The organism is Desulforudis sp. DRI-14, assembly GCF_052618305.1.
This window is the reverse complement of the sequence record NZ_JBQXEZ010000004.1, coordinates 90,188-107,738: the sequence shown is the minus strand read 5'-3', so window position 1 is coordinate 107,738 and position 17,551 is coordinate 90,188. Positions and strand designations below refer to the sequence as shown.

Below are 17,551 nucleotides of genomic sequence, written 5' to 3'. Positions count from 1 at the left end.
ACCCGCTTTTCCAGAACTTACCCTGTACAAACCCCGTTTTTTCAGAAATATTGACAGGGGCAACAACGTAACCATTAATATGGTGCGCGCCAGGCTTAGAGTCCATAAGTGAAAGGGGGAGAAACTTTGATTGTTGAGCGGGCGATTAAAATGCCGTTGCAGCTGAACGGCTTGTTTAAATTCCTTGTCGGAGCGGTTCTGGCCGTCATCCCGGTCGTTAACCTGGCCAGCCTGGGCTACTGCGCCGAAGTGATGGAGAGGAGCGCCAGGCGCGAAACGGAACTCCCGTCCTGGAACAACCTGGGCGCAAAATTCATCAAGGGGCTGTCGTGGAGCGCCATCGCCCTGGTTTACCTGCTCGTTCCCATCGCTTTGGCCACCGTCGCCGGGGAGTGGGGAGCAATTGCAGCGCAGACCTCTACAGGCGGCATGAATCCCTTCGCCGTGGCCGCCCTGGGCGGGACGGCTTTCTGGGTGGCCGTGCTGGCCCTGGTCCTCGGCTTCATTCTGCCCATGGGGCTGGCGCATTACTCGGCGACGGGCAACCTTACGGCGCCCTTCAGGCTCCCCACCGTTTTAAAGTATATCGCCAGGAATTTCTCCAGCTACCTGCTGGCCTACGCCTTCGCCATCCTGCTGTACTACGTCGTTTCCTTATTCAAAGACATCCCCTCGGTAGGATTCGTTCTGACGGTGCTGGGTTACTTCTACGCCACCATCGTCCTTGCCGCCGTCTTCGGGAGCATCTATCAAAAGGCCAGGATCGTGGAAAGCACAAGGTAATTGACGCCCTAAAAGGCCCCTGGTCGGCCGCAACAAGTGCCGGGAGGTGGAACGGAGCGCACACAATAAACACGGGCTTACGCTACGGAGCCGGGTGTCGTCTCCGTCACCCGCATTCTTATGCGGGCGTGCAATTAGTTTGAACGGGAGCCTTGCGGGCTCCCGTTGCTCTTACGCAATACTGACAGGAGGTGTTGGGCTTGGGCTACGCGGAATGGACGCTTGCGTCGCGCCGCACGGTCTTCCACGAGCGCTACGTGCGCGTGGTCAAGGACGTGCTGCGTTTTCGGGACCAGGAGACGGACTTCCTCTACCTCGCCGACGACTTTCCGGGGACGGCGGCCACCCTCGCTGTAACGGGCGACGGAAAGATCCTGCTCGTCGAGCAGTACCGCTACCCCGTCGGGCGTTACGTCCTCAACCTGCCCGGCGGCATCCTCGAACCCGGCGAGTCCCCGGTCCGGGGCGCGGCCAGGGAACTGCGGGAAGAAACGGGTTATACCGCCTCGACACTGGTGCCTCTCGGCTCCTTTTTCCCGCTCCCCGGCGTACACAGCCGCCGGGCGCACGTCTTCTTCGCCGCGGGCCTGACCCCGGGAGAACCGCAAAGGGAGCGCGACGAAGAGATCAGGGTGGTGACCCGGTCGTTCCGGGAAATCATCGACGACTTGGCCACGGGAACCCCCGACGGGGAGGTGGTCTACGCCGTCTTCACCGCCTGGATCAAGGGCCTGCTCCCGGGCAGCCCCGGAAACCCCTGAAAACCGCGGCTGGAGTCGGAATCTGTCGGTGTTTGGGGAAAAATCGCGACCGAAAACGCTTTGTTCAGCCTCACCCCGGGTTATACACTAAAAATAACCAGAAGTTATGTGCTACCGCCTAAGGGCGCTGAGCAGCGCCGTCTCCCGGTTTTTTCCATCGCTCGCGGGAGTTGATCGCATGTCGAAACACTTATGGCAGGACATTGAACAAATCAGCATGACCTGGGACCAGGACGATCATTGGGACAAGTCCTGCGGCCCTTTCCCGTCCCAGCCGGCTGCCGGCCACAGCACTGGAGAGGAAACCAGCCCCCTGTCGCCGATGTTTAACGCTTCGAACCTGAAACGGCTGCTCGATACGATGGCCCAGGCCGTCCTGGCTCTCGACTGCGGCGGCCGCGTCTTCGTATGGAATCCCGCCTGCGAAAAACTTTTCGGCACACGCAAACACGGCGCCCTGCGCCAGAACGTCCGCACCCTGCTCCCCGCCGGCGCCCTCCTGCAGCGTGTTCTCGATACCGTAACGGAGGGCCGTGAAGTGTCCAACCTGGAACTATCACTGGTGATAGGGGGAAAGGAAAAAGTTTTGTTCCTCGATACCCGGCGCCTGCAGGACCATTCAAGACGCCTCAGCGGAGCGCTGTGCGTCATCACCGACGTTACGCGCATGCGGAAACAGGAAAAGCAGTTGCAGCGCCACGAACAGGTCCTCCTGGCGGGAAAGATCATCGCGGGGTTCGCTCACGAGGTGAGAAACCCCCTGACCGCCGTCCGCGGTTTTGCCCAGATGCTCCTTGAGGAATCCCCGGCCCTGAAACCGCCGGAGCACTACCTGAGGCTGATCATCGAAGAGGTCGACCGCGTCAACGAACTGATCCGCGGCTACATCAGCCTCGACCACGACGAGTCCGAGGAGCGGGAAACGGTGGAGGTCGGGGAACTGGTAGCCGGTACGGTACGCCTGATGCAGGGTTACGCATCGCGCAACGGCATCAGCCTGGAGGTCGTTCCGGCGCCTTCGGCCGCGTACGTCCACGTCCACAAGGAACAGGTCAAGCAGGTGCTCCTGGACCTGCTGAAAAACGCCCTGGAAGCCGGCGCCCTGGGCGAACCGATTAGCGTGCACACCGACGTGGCGGGGGAAAGGGTATTAATTACGGTCGTCAGCAGCAATGCGGGCATTCATCCGGAAGAACTCAACCAAGTCCTGAACAACATCGTGGCCAACGGAAGCGGCGGATTGGGCCTGCCCATCAGCAGGAGCATTCTGGAACGCCATGGGGGAGACATCCAGGTCCGCAGCCTGCCGGAAGGCGGAACAGTTGCCACCGTCACCCTCCCTACCGCCGGGCGTCCCGATCCGTTGGAAAATCATGAAAACACAGGCCAACTTTTTTCAGCATAAACCTTTAGCCGGGGCGAATTCCTGAAGGGAATTCCCTTTCCAGTCCAATACCCAATAACATGGGCCGCTTGCGGCCCTTACTACCCCCGCAAATCTAACAGGGTTCCCCGAATACACTGGTGACAGTGGGGCATGCACGAAAAAAGGGATGGAGGCGCAAAGACAAGAATACTTCTCATGGCCCTTGCAGGACAAGGCGTGCAAGGCCAAGGAGCGAGGCTTTTTGTATGCATTGAGCCAGGCTGAGATCGAGAGCCTCCTGAGCCGAGCCCGGCAGGGTCAAGAGCAAGCGCGGAACGACTTGATCGCCGGGTTAAAGCCTTTTGTCCACCGGGTGTGCTCGCGGCGCTGCGGCCGTTTCCTGAGCTGGGAAAACGACGACGAGCTCGGCGTCGGCCTCCTGGCCCTCAACGAAGCCATAGACGCCTATTCGCCCGACTACGGCGGTTCGTTCATGCCTTTTGCCGCCAAGGTCATCGACCGGCGGCTGATCGACTACCTCCGCCAGCAGGGGAACCACGCCGCGGTGCGGTTGTCGGCTTTCGAATCCGAAGCCGAGCAGCCTGCCGCCCCGGAACCGGAGGAAAACCTGGACCTGTCCCTGGCTGTCGAGCAATTCACGCGGGAGTTGGCCGAGTTCAAAATATCGCCAGTGGACCTCGTCAGGTCGTCACCCAAACACCGGGATACGCGGTGCGTCCTGACCAGGGTGGCGCGCCACCTGGCCGGGAACCGGGAGTTGCTCGATCAGTTCTTCGAGTACCGCCAACTGCCGCTGGCCCAGCTGTGCCGGCAGACCGGGGTTTCGAGAAGAGTCCTCGAGCGCGGCCGGCGTTATGTTGTCGCCCTGACCCTGATATTTGCGCGGGATGCTTACTTCCCGCTTCGCTCCTTCGCCAGGCTCGACGACGATGACTTATGTACTGAAAAGAGGTGACTTCCGTGCCTGCCGGAAAAGGCGTCGTCATCAGCGTGAACAAGCGCACGATGGTGGTTATGACCGACGAGGGCGAGTTTAAACGGCTGCACGCCCCCCGCTCCCTGCCCGCGCCCGGCGACGTCATCCAGATGCCTGCGGCGGCGTTCGTCTTCAGGCAGATGCTCGCCGTGGCCAGCATCCTGCTGGTTCTCGCCTTGAGCGCCGGCATACCCGTGCTGATCAACCCGGCAGTGGCCTCTGTCGACATCGAGGTCGGCGGAAGTCTAACGCTGGGCCTTGACGACCGGGGCAGGGTTTGCTCCGTCAAGGGGCTTGATCCCGCCGGCGAAAAACTGGCTGCCGCCATCCCGCGTGAAGAGATAGAAGGGCGTCCCGCGACGGAGGCCGTCGGCATCCTGGTCGCCAGGGCAGCCGCGGCCGGGATGCTGAGCGCTGACGAGAACAACCTCGTACTGGTCAACCCCATCAAGGGCAAGAAGAACAGCCCGGTAACCGAGGATGAACTGCGCAAGGCCGCGGCCGGCGCCCTGGAAAAGGCAAACCTGGCCGGGTACCTGGTAGTCGACAGCGTCGAAGAAAAGCAGGCGAAAAACGCCCACCGCAAGGGTTACTCCGCGGGGCGTCTGACTATCGACAAAAAACTAAAAGAATTACGTCCCGAGGTGCCCCCGCCGGTGACCGACGAGCACCTTGCCGGTTATCTTGAGAAACACGCCGTCAGCCTCGAAGAACTTTTCCCGCAATCGGGCGTTTTTGTCGGGAAAAAGCAGGGCGGGACCGTGGTCCCGTCCGAGCCGGAAAAGGGCAGGTCCGCCCTCCCGCCGGGGCTGGAGAAACGCAACAACAAGACTAAGCACATCCGGGAAAAAGTCAACCCCATCGAAGGCATACCCGATCCCTTGCAGAATAACGCCGGGGACGATGAAGGCCGGCCTGATAGCAACAATAAACAAAATCAGGAGCAGAATCAGGATCAAGACCAGACCGGCCTCGAACCTCCGTTCGACCCGCCGGGTCCGTTTAAGGAGAAACCCTGGCCAGGTGACGCCTCAGGGCATCGAGGCCGTCACTGAACCTCCGCTCAGCCATCCCGAAACCCAGGCGGAAACGGTCGGGGACGCCAAAGACCGTCCCCGGGAGAATCAGAACGCTCTCCTCCCGCGCCAGCCCGGCGCTGAAGGACTCGACGTCCACGTTGAGGTACAGCCTGGGGAAAGCCGTGAAACCGGCAGCCGGGGGCACCCAGCTCAGGACCCCGTCATGTTCGGCGATAAACTTGCTCAGCGTCCGCAGGTTGGCCCTCGCTAGGGCCGTCTTGCTTTCCAGGACCTTATCCCGGTGTTCCAGTACTATCGCCGCCAGGAACTCCCCGGCAGCGTTCGAGCACATGGTCGTATAGTCGCGGAAATCGCGGACGCGCCGCAGGAGGCCGGCGTCCCCCGACGCTATCCAACGATTCTCAGCCCGCCGAGCCCGAAAGGCTTGGTCATATCCCCGATGCTGACCGCCCTTCCGCCGAAATCGGCGGCCGGCGGCAGGACATCCCTCTCGTCGTAGACCGTTCCCCGGTAGACCTCGTCGGACACCAGCCAGAAACCAAACCTGTCCGCGAGCTCCACAAGCCGGCGCTGATCTTCCGTACTCAGCATCGCCCCCGTAGGATTGTGGGGATGATTGACCACCACGGCGCGCACCCCGGGCCCGAGCAGCCGTTCCAGTTCGTCGACGTCGGGCCTGAAGCGGTTCTCGGGCCGCAGGGGCCATTTCTTGACCCGGACGCCGATCGATTCGGCGACCGCGTACAGGGACTGGTAAACCGGGTCCTCCACGACGATAATGTCGCCCGGTTCCAGGAGCACGTTCATGAGGATGAAGATGGCTTCCGAAGCGCCGGTCGTGACCTGCACGCCGCCGGCCCCTATCCGCCGGTACCAGCCGGCGACGGCCTCGCGCAGCCGCTCGGATCCCGTAGACGGGATGTAGTCGAGGTTCAGCCGTAGGTATTCTTCCCGCGCTCCCGGACCGCCCAGGGCAAGGATCTCGGCTACCGTCGTCGCCAGGGCGCAGCTGGCGGCCATGTTCAGCCGCACCGCGAACTCGTACCGGGCAAACCACTGTTCCAACTTAAAAGGCGCCGGTTTCAAACCTGTCTCTCTCCCTTATTCCACTCTTAAAGCCTGCAACACCGCTTCTGTTTATCTGTTTAATTTACCAGAGGCAGAGCGCCAACGGCAAAACCTTTTTGCAGCGGCGCCTGCGCCCGGCGGAGCCGGCCCCATTTGTATGTCAAAAAACAGCAATTAGGATAACGCATTGCAGCAGGATTTTCGTAATTAGCCATCGAAAAGGTGACCTGTACAGGCATACGCGCCATCACGAAGGAGTATAAATCCGGCAGCGCAATGTTGTTGTGGAAGGGGAGAGAAACCATCAAAAAGTACGTCTACCTTTTCGAAGAAGGCAACGCCCGGATGAAGGGCCTTTTGGGCGGCAAGGGCGCCAATCTGGCCGAGATGACCAACATCGGCCTGCCGGTGCCGCCGGGATTCATCATCACCACCGAAGCCTGCAAGGATTTCGTCAGCCTGGGCGAGCAGTTGCCCCCCGGCATCGAGGAACAGGTCCGCGCCAAGGTCGCCGAACTGGAGACGAAGGTCGGGAAACGCTTCGGCGACGCGGTCAATCCCCTGCTGGTTTCGGTCAGGTCGGGCGCCCCGATTTCCATGCCCGGGATGATGGACACCGTACTCAACCTCGGCCTGAACGACGTCACCGTCGAAGCTCTGGCCGCGAAGTCCGGGGACCGGCGCTTCGCGCTCGACTGTTACCGCCGTTTCATCCATATGTTCGGCGACGTCGTCCTCGGCGTCGAGCACTTCCAGTTTGAGAGTATCCTCCAGGCTCAGAAAGACCGGCGCGGCGTACAGTACGACAACCAGCTGACCGCCGACGATTGGGAAGAGGTTGTCAAGCGCTACAAGAAGCTCGTGGAAGAAGAGAAAAAGAAACCCTTCCCGCAGGACCCGTACGAACAGCTTTTCCTGGCCATCATGGCCGTTTTCAAGTCCTGGAACGTGGACAGGGCCGTCGTCTACCGGAAGGTGCACAAGATTCCCGACGACCTCGGCACGGCCGTCAACGTGCAGACCATGGTCTTCGGCAACATGGGTGACGACTCCGGTTCGGGCGTGGCCTTCACCCGCAACCCGTCGACCGGCGAGAACAAGCTTTACGGCGAGTTCCTGACCAACGCCCAGGGCGAGGACGTCGTGGCCGGGATCAGAACCCCCAAGCCCATCGCCGCCCTGGCCGAGGAGATGCCCGAAGTCTACAAGCAGTTCGCCGACGTGTGCCGTCTGTTAGAGAAACACTACCGGGAGATGCAGGATATCGAGTTCACCGTGGAGTCTTCCCGCCTGTACATCCTGCAGACGCGGACCGGGAAACGCACGGCACAGGCGGCCATCACCATCGCCGTTGACATGGTCGGCGAGGGACTGATCACCCGTGACGAAGCCCTGCTGCGTGTTCAGCCCCAGCAGCTGGACCAGCTGCTCCACCGGCGCATCGATCCCTCCGCCGAATTGAACGTCATCGCCAGGGGTCTGCCCGCTTCTCCGGGTTCGGCCTCCGGCGAAGCGGTCTTTGACGCCGATCTGGCCGAAAAACTTGCCGCCACAGGCAAGAAGGTTATTCTGGTGCGTACGGAGACGACCCCCGACGACATCCACGGTATCGTCGCCGCCCAGGGCATCCTCACCTCCCGCGGCGGCATGACCAGCCACGCGGCCGTCGTGGCCAGGGGGATGGGCAAACCCTGCGTCTGCGGCTGCGAAGCCATCCGCATTAATCCTTCCTCGCCCGAGTTCCAGGTGAACGACCTGGTCGTCCGGCAGGGCGACGTGATCTCCATCGACGGAACGACGGGCCGCGTTATCCTCGGCGGGGTGCCGATGCTCGAACCCGAGCTTTTGCCCGCGTTCAAGCAACTCCTGGCCTGGGCCGACGACATCCGGCGTCTGGAAGTGCGCGCCAACGCCGACACGCCCGCCGACGCCGCCAAGGCCCGCGAGTTCGGCGCCACCGGCGTCGGGCTGTGCCGCACCGAACACATGTTCATGGGTGCCGACCGGCTGCCCATCGTCCAGGCGATGATCCTCGCCGAAACGCCTTCCGAGAAGAAGAAATTCCTCGACCGGCTGTTGCCGATGCAGGAGGGTGACTTTTACGGCATACTCAAGGCGATGGAGGGCTACCCCGTCTGTATCCGTCTCCTGGACCCGCCGCTGCACGAGTTCCTCCCCAACGCCGAGGAACTGGCCGTCGAGATCACCAGACTGCGGGTTACCGGCGGAGACGAACAGGAGATTAAACAGAAGGAAGAACTGCTGCGCAAGGTACGCGCCCTCGCGGAATTCAACCCCATGCTGGGACACCGCGGCTGCCGCCTGGGCATCACCTTCCCCGAAGTATACGCCATGCAGGCCCGCGCCATCTTCCAGGCCACGGTGCGCCTGGTAAAGGAAGGTTACGACGTGCATCCCGAGGTCGAGATCCCGTTGGTCATCGACCGCAACGAGCTGGTCTTCCTGAAACAGCTTGTGGACCAGGTGGCCGACGAGGTCCGCCGGGAGACGGGCGTGATCTTCGAGTATACCGTGGGCACCATGATCGAGCTGCCCAGGGCGGCACTCCTGGCCGACGAAATCGCCGGGGAAGCAGAGTTCTTCTCCTTCGGCACCAACGACCTGACCCAGACGACGCTGGGCTTCTCCCGCGACGACGCCGAGGGCAAGTTCATGCAGCATTACCTCGACCGCAAGATCCTGCCCGACAACCCCTTCGTCGTGCTCGACCGCAAGGGGGTCGGCAAGCTGATGCAGATGGCTGTCACCCTGGGCCGGACCGTCAAGCCGGGCCTCCTGATCGGTATCTGCGGCGAGCACGGCGGGGAACCGAGCTCGGTGGAGTTCTGCCACCTGATCGGGCTGGACTACGTGAGCTGCTCCCCGTACCGGGTGCCGATCGCGCGCCTGGCCGCGGCCCACGCCGCGCTTAAGAACCCTCCGGCCTAGCCCAAGGCTTAAAAAAGCAGGGGAGCGACCAACCGCTCCCCTGCTTTTTTCCGTTTGTTTACGTTTTTTATCCGGTTGTTTACGTTTTTTATCCGGCCACTTCCCTGTCCTGCCGGGCATTCTGCCGGGCCGTTTCCCGTTCCTTAAGCCATAGGAAACCGCTGTCCTGGGCCAGTCTCGTCTCCAGGAACTCCTCCAGCCCCTTGGCGTTCAGGTACCTGACGATCTTCCCGTCCTCGGCGACCGAGATAGTGCCGGTCTCCTCGGAAATAACCACGGCCAGGGCGTCCGACACCTCGGTAATGCCGACAGCAGCCCGGTGGCGCGTACCCAGCTCCTTGGAAAGGTGCTTGTTGCTGCTCAGGGGGAGATAACAGCAGGCGGCGGCGACCCGGTCGCCGCGGATGATGACGGCGCCGTCGTGCAGCGGGGTGTTGGGCTCAAACGTCTGGATCAGGAGGAAACGCGAAACGATGCTGTCCAGCCTTACTCCCGTCTCGATATACTCCTTGAGGCCCGTCTGGCGCTCGATGACGATCAGTGCCCCGACTTTCCTTTCGGAAAGGTTGCCGGCGGCCGCTACGATCTCGCTAATGACGATACGCATGTGGCCGTGTCCGTGCACGAGGCGCCGGAACGGCTGTTCCCGGCCTAGGCGCTCAAGCATGCTTCTCAGTTCGGGGGCGAAAATAACCGGGACGGCGATCACGGCCATCAGGCCGAGCTTGCCCAGGAGAAAGGTCATCATGTGGAGTTTCAAGAGCGAAGCGACCAGGTAGAGAAAGCCCAAAACCAGAACGCCTTTAAGCAGTTGCACGGCCCGGGTGCCCCGCAAGAACAAAATCACCTTGTAAGCGATAAACCCTACCAGCAGGGCGTCAATCGCCCAGCGCACGATGTCCGTCCATGCAAAGGAAATCTCGGGTACGGGCACATGCACGGCATTCACCTCTTTTGCAACAACACGATTTCTAGTTCGCCGTGCCCCGCCGGCTTTCCTCTAGCCGAATTTTAACATTATCGACGCCTATCTTTTACTACGGTTCCTATCCTTGTTTTCGGTATACGCCTGGGACACATTTCTAGGAGGCGACGATGCGCCAGTCCGCCGTATAGACGTTCATGCGCCGTCCGCGGGCGAAACCGACCAGGGTTATGTTCAGCTCTTCCGCCAGTCTCACGGCGAGCGAGGTCGGGGCCGACTTGGAGATCACGATCGGCGTCCCCCGGCGGGCCACCTTGTGAACCACCTCCGAGGAGATCCTCCCACTGGTCACGACGAGTCCGGCCTCGGCCGGGACGCCGTGGAGGAGACAGAAGCCGAAGACCTTGTCCAAGGCGTTGTGGCGCCCGATGTCCTCGGCAAACACGCTGATCGTCCCGTCCTGGCAAAAGGCCGCACTGTGCACGCCCCCTGTGGCCCTGTAGAGCTCGGACCGCCGCTGGAACTCCCAGACCAGGGCGTACACCGTTTCTGCAGACACGGTGAAGCTGGAGCCGGCGACGGCATGCTCCGTCGCGCAGCCGAAAGTGGTACCCTTGCCGCAGCCCGAAGTCAGGTAGGGACGGGCCAGTCTTTCGGCGGGCATGGCCGCAGGATGGCGGGTCACAACCTCAACGGCCCCGCCCTCCCTGTCGAACACCACCTCGCGGATGTCTTCCCGGCCGCCGATCAGCCCCTCCGAGGCCAAAAACCCCACGGCCAGCCAGTCCACGTTGCCGGGCGAGCACATCATCGTCACCAGCGGCTGCCCGTTAAGAACGACCTGCAGGGGAAACTCTTCGGCAACCTCGTCCTCATACTCGCGCGTGCCGCTCTCGTCGATACGAGTGACAAGAATCTTAACAGCCACGAATTTCACCGTCCAAATCCTGGTGGCATTGTAACACGCGCCGGCCAAGCGGTCAAACAGTACCGGGCAGCGCTTGCGCCGCCGCGGGAAGGCATGAAAAAACCGCCTCGGACCGGCGGGTAAAAAACACGTTAAGAAGCGCGATATAACGTCTATCCCTTGAGTTCCGCCGCCAGCACGCTCAGCCTGGCGGTGTTCCCGGCCAGCATCTCGATCGCCCTGGCCTGTTCCCCCGACTGGTTGGCCACACCCTCGACAAGCTCCACCGTCTTTTCGGCGGCCGCCGCCACCTCCTCGGAGCGCTTGGCCAGTTCCTTAATGGACGTCTCTATCTGCTCGAAGGTGGCGTCAACCTCGCGGACGACCTTAACGCCCGTCCGCACCTCTCCCATACCCTCGGTCATCGTGGCTACAGCCCGCTGGGACTCGGCTTGGATTTCCTGCACCAGGGCATAGATCTCCTTCGCAGATTGTGCCGACTGCTCGGCCAGCTTCCTGACCTCCTCGGCGACGACGGCGAAACCGCGCCCGTGCTCCCCGGCGCGGGCCGCTTCAATGGCGGCGTTCAGCGCCAGGAGGTTGGTCTGGTCGGCGATGTGGGTTATGACGTCGACGATCTGGGTGATCTGCTGCGCCGCGGTGTCCAGATCCTTGATGACCTTCGCGGCGGCGGCCGAGGAGCGGTTGATCGAGCCCATCTGGGTCGCCACCGTTTTCATCCCTTCGTGTCCCCGCTCCGCCAAAGTCGCGGCCTCTTTCGCCGCGTCGGTGATCCTCCGGGTGCTGAAAGCCGCTCGTTCGACCGTAGTGGCGACCTCGTTCATCGTCGCCGAAGTCTCGTTGGCCCCCGCCGCCACTTCCTCGGTTCCGGCCGAAAACTCGTTGGCGGCCGCGGCGATGGCTTCCGCCTTGTTTTCGAGCATCTCGGCGATCCTGTGGTACTTCCGGAGCGTCTCCGCGAACACCCTTTCAATGTCGCCGAGTTCCCCCGCCCCGGGCTCGATCTGCAGGGACCGGCTCTCGCCGGCCTCGGCCTTCCTGGCTTCTTCGGCCAGCCGGGATAGCCTCCCCGCTTGCCGCCAACTCATGGAGAACAAGAACAGCGCCCCTGCAAAAACTAAACACACCCCCGCCTGGGTCCACGGGAGTCCCAGCCCCGGCACGTAAACCCCGGTGACGGCCAAGGCCAGCCCGGCGGATGCCAACATGAAGCTTGCAGCCAATTTAGATCGCAGAGACAGGATACTCGACCCCCTTAGCCCGCTTACCCCTATTAAATACTTCATTAAATACCTCGGTTCGGTCCTGCCATTTCTGAAGCAAATTTCGGGGAATTCAAACAATGTTTTTCTCTCTTCCATTCTTTAGGGCTTAACCTGAAGGCAAGAATACCTTAACCCGCGCTTAACCTGCGCTTAAGGTACATCTGTTATCATGCCTGCGGAAGACCCTTAGGTGAGAAAGGGGGTGCGGAAACAGCCCGCTGCACTGTAGTCTTTTGCCGATAAATCGATTTCTGATCAAGAATAAAAAAGGGTTCTTCCTCTTCATCGAGGGGAGCAAGGTGGACTGGGCCTCCCACGCCAACGACCCCATCGGCGTGATCAGCGACGTCCTCGCCTTCGACCGCGCCGTCAAAACCGCCGTGGACTTCGCCAAGAAAGACGGCCACACCCTGGTTATCGCCTTTTCCGACCATGGCAACGGCGGGATGAGCATCGGCAGTATGGAAAGCAATAAGAACTACGACACTTTGAAGCCCAGCCAGGTGGTCGACCCGCTGAAAAAGGCCAAGCTGACCGGCGAGGGGCTCGAGGCCAAGCTGAATGCCGACCGCAGCAACATCGCCGAAGTCATGGCCGCCTATTACGGCATCACCGACCTGACCGAACAGGAGATTCAAGCCATCAAGGAGGCCAAACCGGGCAGCCTGAACTACGCCGTCGGCCCGATGATTAGCAAGCGCTCGATGATCGGCTGGGCAACCAACGGACACTGCGGCGAGGACATCTTCCTCTACGCCTACGGCCCGCAGAAACCGGCCGGGCTCCTGGACAACACCCAGATCAAGCACATCGGCGCGGCAATGGGCCTTGACCTGGCCAAAACCAGCAAGACCCTCTTCACCCCGGCAGAGGCCTTCAAGACCCTGAGCGCCGAGGTTACCGTCGACAAAAGCGACCCGGAAAACCCCGTGATCAAGGGGCAAAAAGGACACACTACCATGACGCTCAAGACGAGCACCGACATCGCGGTTTTTAACGGCAAGACATACATCCTGAACGGCCCGTCGCTTTTGATCACCGTTAAGAACAAGGCCGGAGAAATCACCCACGAGCGCGCCTACGTTCCGCAGCAGGCCGTCGATCTCTTCGTGGGCCAGGTCAAGAAGGCGGCATAATTCGGTCGTCTGTCGTCAAGCAGCGGTCGTTAGACTCGCAGGAATTTGCTGCGCGAATTCCTGGATTTAAAAAACCACCTTCGGTCGTGCCGGGGGTGGTTTTGATTTCTACAAACAGTACTTGGGGCACCTCTACCATCCCTTATCCGGGGTCTTTCAGGTCCAGCCTTTTGAGGCCCAGGCCCTCAAGATACTTCACGAGATCGGCGGCTTCGAGAGCCCCGCGGAAGACCAGCCGGCCGTCGATGAAAACGCTCGGCGTTACCCGGCCGGGGGTGTCCGGCCGGTACTGGTATGTAAACCGTACCTGAGGACCGAAATACCAGTTCAACAAACCTTCGAGAACTTTGAAATCGTGGCTGATCCTGCTCCGCACGGAAGTACAGCCTTCGGGGGGTCAGCCGGGACGGCTGAACTTGTTGGGGAGAATATCGCCGACGACCTTTACGCTTACAGCCATGCCAACCGGACCTCCCTTTCGCGGCGCGCGGATACCTCGGGCAACGGGACAAAGATTCGCCGAGAAGCCGTCAATTACAGACATCATAACAGAACCAACCCGGGGAGTTTTATAATTATTTAACACACTCTTAACAGCGCCTTAACCTGCGCAGGCCGGTTTCTTAACAGTACAAGGCTACAATGGAAGACAAAGGGATCAAACCAAACGGGGAAAAACCCGCAAAAAGGACGGACAAGACCCATGGCAGCAGAACCGATCGCCAAACAGCAAAAAGACCAATATGAGATTCATGCCGGAGACCTGGTCATCGGCCCTTCCCGCTTTGCCGTTTGGGTCGGCGGCCAGCGGGTACGCCTGTCGAGCAAGGAATTCAACATCCTGTTCCTGATGGCTTCCCACCCCGGGCGCGTGTTTACGCGCGAACAGCTGTTTGAACGCGTTTGGGGTTCTAAAGGCCCCCATAGAAGCCGCACGGTTGACGTCCATATCCGCTACCTGCGGCGCAAAGTAGAACCCGATCCGGCCAAACCCAGGTACATTGAAACCGTTCGCGGCTTCGGATACCGTTTTAAGACTTAAGCTTGGCAGTCATATTTGGCAACAATACAGCATAGGAATGGTGTTATTGTTGCTGCGGAGGTGGTTTTACCATGCAACCTTACAGAAGCGTAATCGCGGATATGCTCAGGGAGCGGAACAGACTGCTCGAACAACTGTATTCCGGCTGTTACAGCCGTGACGAAGTCTTAAGCCGTCTGCGCCAGATTGAGCAGCAGATCGAGGCTGAAGAAAACCGCGGGCCGCGGGCCTACCTCGACCACATCTTCAGGCAAAGCGAGAAAAACCATCAAGAAGAGAGAGGCTACAGCTGAGCCTCTTTTTTTGGGTCCTTTTTAACCAAACTTTTACCCTGGCTTAACGGTTCGCGGCTCGATTCGTAACATTCGTAACATAAGACAGCTAGAATGGGAACAAATAAGATTCCTGACCGAAAGGACGGTGAAAAAGATGTACAAGCAAGCAGCATCCGCATTCTCGAACGCGCCCGCCAACCACCGGCACCGCGAAAAAGACGGCCGGCCCCACATCTTCGTACCCCTCGTGCACGTCTCCATCACCACCGGCGAGGTATTGCTGAACAAACTCGCGGAGCACTGGCTCTCCGAAACCGTCCAACGGGAAGAACGCCACGAATGATCCTCTGTGATCGAGCGTTTCCGCGGGCAGCAACTGGCCGGACACGTGACCCTGATCAAGAGCGAGTGGTCACCGCTGGCGCGGCTGGCCGCCGAACTCCTCTAAAACCAGGCTTCCTCTTTTCCCTTCCCCTGGAAGAAAATCGTTCCGAAAACCCTTGAGTCCTTGTGGAGAAACAAAAAAGAAACCGCCCTGGTGCAAGAGGCTGCTTAAGGTTTCCAGGTCCAGATAAGCTTGTAGACAAAACATTGAAAGCCCTCCCGTAAAGTCCGGGAGGGCTTGATATTCCTGGAGGCGGCACCCGGAATCGAACCGGGCAATAACGGTTTTGCAGACCGTCGCCTTAACCACTTGGCTATGCCGCCTTAAAGCATTATTGATTATACTACAGCCGCCGTAACATTGCAAGAGAATAGGGGCCTGCTGTTGCTGGCCTGCAATCGCCCGTGAAACCGGTTTGCAGGAACAAAAAAGGTTTTGGAACAGATCCAAAACCCTTCTTTATGCATATGGAGCGGAAGACGGGATTCGAACCCGCGACCCTCGCCTTGGCAAGGCGATGCTCTACCGCTGAGCCACTTCCGCACATAGGCTTTGTATGGTGCCAAGGGACGGAATCGAACCGCCGACACGGGGATTTTCAGTCCCCTGCTCTACCTACTGAGCTACCTTGGCAAAGCAGTCCTGGGGGCCGGTGCCGACCCGGTTAATCCCCGCAAGAGATGTTTTTTATGGCGGAGCTGACGGGATTTGAACCCGCGGTCTCCTGCGTGACAGGCAGGTATGTTAGACCAGGCTACACCACAGCTCCGCGACAATCTTTAGTATACATAAACTACTGTTCAGTGTCAACTCTTGTTGGGTGTCTTTTTGCCCACGATTTTAATTTTAGCTCTTCCCGCCCGCCCAAGGCAAAGCATGGCCTCTCTGAGGTATTTAGCTGCCAAAAGCGCCGACACGTTGGCATAATCGTATGGCGGGCTCACCTCGACGAGGTCCATCCCCACGACGTTCAGATCGTACAGGTAATATGCCGACTGGATGAATTCGGTGGAGTCAATGCCGCCCGGCTCGGGCGTCCCGGTTCCCGGCGCAAAAGCGGGGTCGACCACGTCAATGTCGACGGTGACGTAGACGGGGCGGTCTTTCAGGCTTTGCACCACTTCCTCCAGGCCGGGGACCACGTCGTAACACAGCATCAGGGTATTCTCGCGCGCGTAGACCATTTCCTCGCGGGTAGCCGAGCGAATCCCCAGTTGAATCACGTTTTCCTTGCCGACGACTTCCACCACCCGCCGCATCACCGACGCGTGCGAGAACTTCGCGCCCTCGTACTCGTCAAGCAGGTCGGCGTGCGCATCCAGTTGTAGGACGATTAATCCGGGATGGCGGCGCGCGGCGGCCTTGACCAGCGGCAGGGTGATCAGGTGCTCTCCGCCCAGGAACAGCGGCAGCTTGCCGTCGTTCAAAATGGTCTCGGCTGCGTCCTCGATGAGTTGCAGGCTCCTGTCCAAATCCCCGCCGGGCAGGATCAAATCACCGGCGTCGTAGATGGGCACCGAAGCCAGGTCACGACCCAGTTCCAGGCTGTATGCCTCTATGTTGTGGGACATCTCCCGGATGGCCCGCGGCCCCAAACGCGTCCCCGGGCGGAAGGTCACCGTCATGTCGAGGGGGGCGCCGACCATCACGATCGCCGATGAAGGATAATCGTTTACCGTGGCGATGAAGTCGTAGTCTTTACGTGTAAACCTTTCCACCTACTCGGAAAGCTCCCTTATTCTGTCAATCAGAAATTGCGGCAAAGCAAAGCACGCCTTGTGAATCTGGGGCGTATAGTACCTGGTCTTCAGGTCGGGAATGCGGCCGGTGTCCACCTCCAGCGGATCGTACTTCTTGGAACCCATCGTAAAGCTCCACATGCCGCTGGGGTAGCTGGGGACCATCGTCCAGTACCCGCGGGTGACGGGGAAGATGGTCTTGATGTCCCGGTGAATCCGGGCGATCAGGTCGGTGTGATAGTAAGGGGACTCGGTCTGGGCGACAAAGATGCCGTCTTCCTTGAGCGCTTCAAAGACCGACTGGTAGAACTCCCTGGCGAAAAGGCCCACGGAAGGGCCGATAGGATCGGTCGAATCGCAAAGGATCACGTCAAAGGTGTTTTTGTTTTCGGCAACGTACTTGATCCCGTCCCCGATGTACACCTCGGCCCTGGGATGGTCGAATCCGCATGCCAGCTCCGGCAGGTATTTTTTGGACACCTCGACGACCCGCTCGTCAATCTCGCACAGCGTAGCCTTTTTCACAGTTTCATGCTTGACGACCTCGCGCATGACCCCGCCGTCGCCCCCGCCGATGATCAGCACCCTCTTGGGGTTGGGGTGGGTGTTCAAGGGAACGTGGGCCAGCATTTCGTGGTAGGCGAATTCGTCGGCGACGGAGGTTTGAACAATGCCGTCAAGGACGAGCATGCGCCCGAACTGGATAGTGTCAACCACCGCCAGGTCCTGGAAGGGGGTCTTTTCCACGTGCAGCGTCTGCCTGATCCGGCAACTCAACAGCAGGTTTTCGTTCTGTCGCTCGCTGTACCAAATAGGCAAGGCCATTCCTCCTCCGGATTGGGTATAAGACTTCAGACATAGGACACAAGGTTAAACGACAGTCTTAAGGATA

At 60.2% G+C, this 17,551-nt stretch carries 18 protein-coding genes and 4 tRNA genes; 10 read left to right on the top strand and 12 right to left on the bottom strand.

The features are described 5' to 3' along the window. Positions 1-126 precede the first annotated feature (126 nt). The 5 genes from ACUM6F_RS04510 to ACUM6F_RS04490 all read left to right on the top strand — a co-directional run bounded on the left by ACUM6F_RS04510 (position 127) and on the right by ACUM6F_RS04490 (position 4,962). Entirely contained in the window at positions 127-783 is a 657-nt protein-coding gene (locus ACUM6F_RS04510; protein WP_445348504.1) for a DUF4013 domain-containing protein, read from the top strand. A gap of 200 nt (positions 784-983) precedes the next feature. Beyond that, the gene (locus ACUM6F_RS04505) at positions 984-1,544 is read left to right on the top strand and encodes an NUDIX hydrolase (protein ID WP_425621118.1); all 561 of its coding nucleotides are present in this window, start codon (positions 984-986) and stop codon (positions 1,542-1,544) included. Positions 1,545-1,722: 178 nt separating this feature from the next. Continuing rightward, entirely contained in the window at positions 1,723-2,949 is a 1,227-nt protein-coding gene (locus tag ACUM6F_RS04500; RefSeq protein WP_445348503.1) for a two-component system sensor histidine kinase NtrB, read from the top strand. A 223-nt stretch (positions 2,950-3,172) separates the two neighbouring features. After that, the gene (locus ACUM6F_RS04495; protein WP_425621115.1) at positions 3,173-3,886 is read left to right on the top strand and encodes a sigma-70 family RNA polymerase sigma factor; all 714 of its coding nucleotides are present in this window, start codon (positions 3,173-3,175) and stop codon (positions 3,884-3,886) included. Positions 3,887-3,891: 5 nt separating this feature from the next. Further along, the gene (locus ACUM6F_RS04490; RefSeq protein ID WP_445348502.1) at positions 3,892-4,962 is read left to right on the top strand and encodes an anti-sigma-I factor RsgI family protein; all 1,071 of its coding nucleotides are present in this window, start codon (positions 3,892-3,894) and stop codon (positions 4,960-4,962) included. Here ACUM6F_RS04490 and ACUM6F_RS04485 read toward each other — a convergent pair. Further along, on the bottom strand, positions 4,910-5,278 hold the full coding sequence (locus tag ACUM6F_RS04485) for an aminotransferase class I/II-fold pyridoxal phosphate-dependent enzyme (RefSeq protein ID WP_445348501.1): 369 nt from the start codon (positions 5,276-5,278) through the stop codon (positions 4,910-4,912). The two genes, ACUM6F_RS04490 and ACUM6F_RS04485, sit on opposite strands and share 53 nt — an antisense overlap. Before the next feature lie 56 nt (positions 5,279-5,334). Continuing rightward, complete coding sequence (locus ACUM6F_RS04480; protein WP_445348500.1) at positions 5,335-6,012, bottom strand: aminotransferase class I/II-fold pyridoxal phosphate-dependent enzyme; 678 nt, start codon at positions 6,010-6,012, stop codon at positions 5,335-5,337. Between the two features lie 279 nt (positions 6,013-6,291). On the opposite strand from ACUM6F_RS04480, the gene ppdK reads away from it, so the two are divergent. Continuing rightward, on the top strand, positions 6,292-8,964 hold the full coding sequence (gene ppdK, locus ACUM6F_RS04475; protein ID WP_445348540.1) for a pyruvate, phosphate dikinase: 2,673 nt from the start codon (positions 6,292-6,294) through the stop codon (positions 8,962-8,964). An 88-nt stretch (positions 8,965-9,052) separates the two neighbouring features. On the opposite strand, the gene cdaA is transcribed toward ppdK, so the two are convergent. The 3 genes from cdaA to ACUM6F_RS04460 form a co-directional block, all read right to left on the bottom strand. After that, complete coding sequence (gene cdaA, locus ACUM6F_RS04470; RefSeq protein ID WP_445348499.1) at positions 9,053-9,913, bottom strand: diadenylate cyclase CdaA; 861 nt, start codon at positions 9,911-9,913, stop codon at positions 9,053-9,055. A gap of 133 nt (positions 9,914-10,046) precedes the next feature. Then, positions 10,047-10,865, bottom strand: coding sequence for a formate dehydrogenase accessory sulfurtransferase FdhD (gene fdhD, locus ACUM6F_RS04465; protein ID WP_445348498.1), 819 nt, complete (start codon positions 10,863-10,865; stop codon positions 10,047-10,049). Between the two features lie 104 nt (positions 10,866-10,969). Further along, a complete protein-coding gene (locus tag ACUM6F_RS04460; RefSeq protein WP_445348497.1) occupies positions 10,970-12,025 on the bottom strand; it encodes a methyl-accepting chemotaxis protein in 1,056 nt (351 codons plus the stop codon). Positions 12,026-12,315: 290 nt separating this feature from the next. On the opposite strand from ACUM6F_RS04460, the gene ACUM6F_RS04455 reads away from it, so the two are divergent. Next, entirely contained in the window at positions 12,316-13,218 is a 903-nt protein-coding gene (locus tag ACUM6F_RS04455) for an alkaline phosphatase (RefSeq protein WP_445348496.1), read from the top strand. Positions 13,219-13,360: 142 nt separating this feature from the next. Here the strand turns inward: ACUM6F_RS04455 and ACUM6F_RS04450 are convergent, their stop codons facing one another. Then, positions 13,361-13,594: a hypothetical protein gene (locus ACUM6F_RS04450; protein WP_445348495.1), complete on the bottom strand. Its 234-nt coding sequence runs from the start codon at positions 13,592-13,594 to the stop codon at positions 13,361-13,363. A gap of 327 nt (positions 13,595-13,921) precedes the next feature. Between ACUM6F_RS04450 and ACUM6F_RS04445 the strand changes: the two genes are divergently transcribed. The 3 genes from ACUM6F_RS04445 (at position 13,922) to ACUM6F_RS04435 (ending at position 14,878) form a co-directional block, all read left to right on the top strand. Further along, positions 13,922-14,260 carry a winged helix-turn-helix domain-containing protein gene (locus tag ACUM6F_RS04445; protein ID WP_425621107.1) on the top strand — a complete coding sequence of 113 codons (339 nt, stop codon included), beginning with the start codon at positions 13,922-13,924 and terminating at the stop codon, positions 14,258-14,260. A 71-nt stretch (positions 14,261-14,331) separates the two neighbouring features. Next, positions 14,332-14,553, top strand: a complete 222-nt coding sequence (locus tag ACUM6F_RS04440) for a hypothetical protein (protein ID WP_445348494.1) — start codon at positions 14,332-14,334, stop codon at positions 14,551-14,553. A gap of 127 nt (positions 14,554-14,680) precedes the next feature. Further along, the gene (locus ACUM6F_RS04435; protein WP_426405568.1) at positions 14,681-14,878 is read left to right on the top strand and encodes a hypothetical protein; all 198 of its coding nucleotides are present in this window, start codon (positions 14,681-14,683) and stop codon (positions 14,876-14,878) included. Positions 14,879-15,167: 289 nt separating this feature from the next. Here ACUM6F_RS04435 and ACUM6F_RS04430 read toward each other — a convergent pair. The 6 genes from ACUM6F_RS04430 to speE form a co-directional block, all read right to left on the bottom strand. Further along, positions 15,168-15,243, bottom strand: a tRNA-Cys gene (locus ACUM6F_RS04430). Between the two features lie 145 nt (positions 15,244-15,388). After that, positions 15,389-15,463: transfer RNA gene (locus tag ACUM6F_RS04425), tRNA-Gly, on the bottom strand. A 14-nt stretch (positions 15,464-15,477) separates the two neighbouring features. Beyond that, a tRNA-Phe gene (locus tag ACUM6F_RS04420) sits at positions 15,478-15,553 on the bottom strand. A 57-nt stretch (positions 15,554-15,610) separates the two neighbouring features. Next, positions 15,611-15,689 (bottom strand) — tRNA-Asp (locus tag ACUM6F_RS04415). A 37-nt stretch (positions 15,690-15,726) separates the two neighbouring features. Next, positions 15,727-16,638, bottom strand: coding sequence for an agmatinase (gene speB / locus ACUM6F_RS04410; protein ID WP_425621088.1), 912 nt, complete (start codon positions 16,636-16,638; stop codon positions 15,727-15,729). Continuing rightward, positions 16,639-17,478, bottom strand: coding sequence for a polyamine aminopropyltransferase (speE, locus tag ACUM6F_RS04405; protein WP_425621087.1), 840 nt, complete (start codon positions 17,476-17,478; stop codon positions 16,639-16,641). Positions 17,479-17,551: the final 73 nt, after the last annotated feature.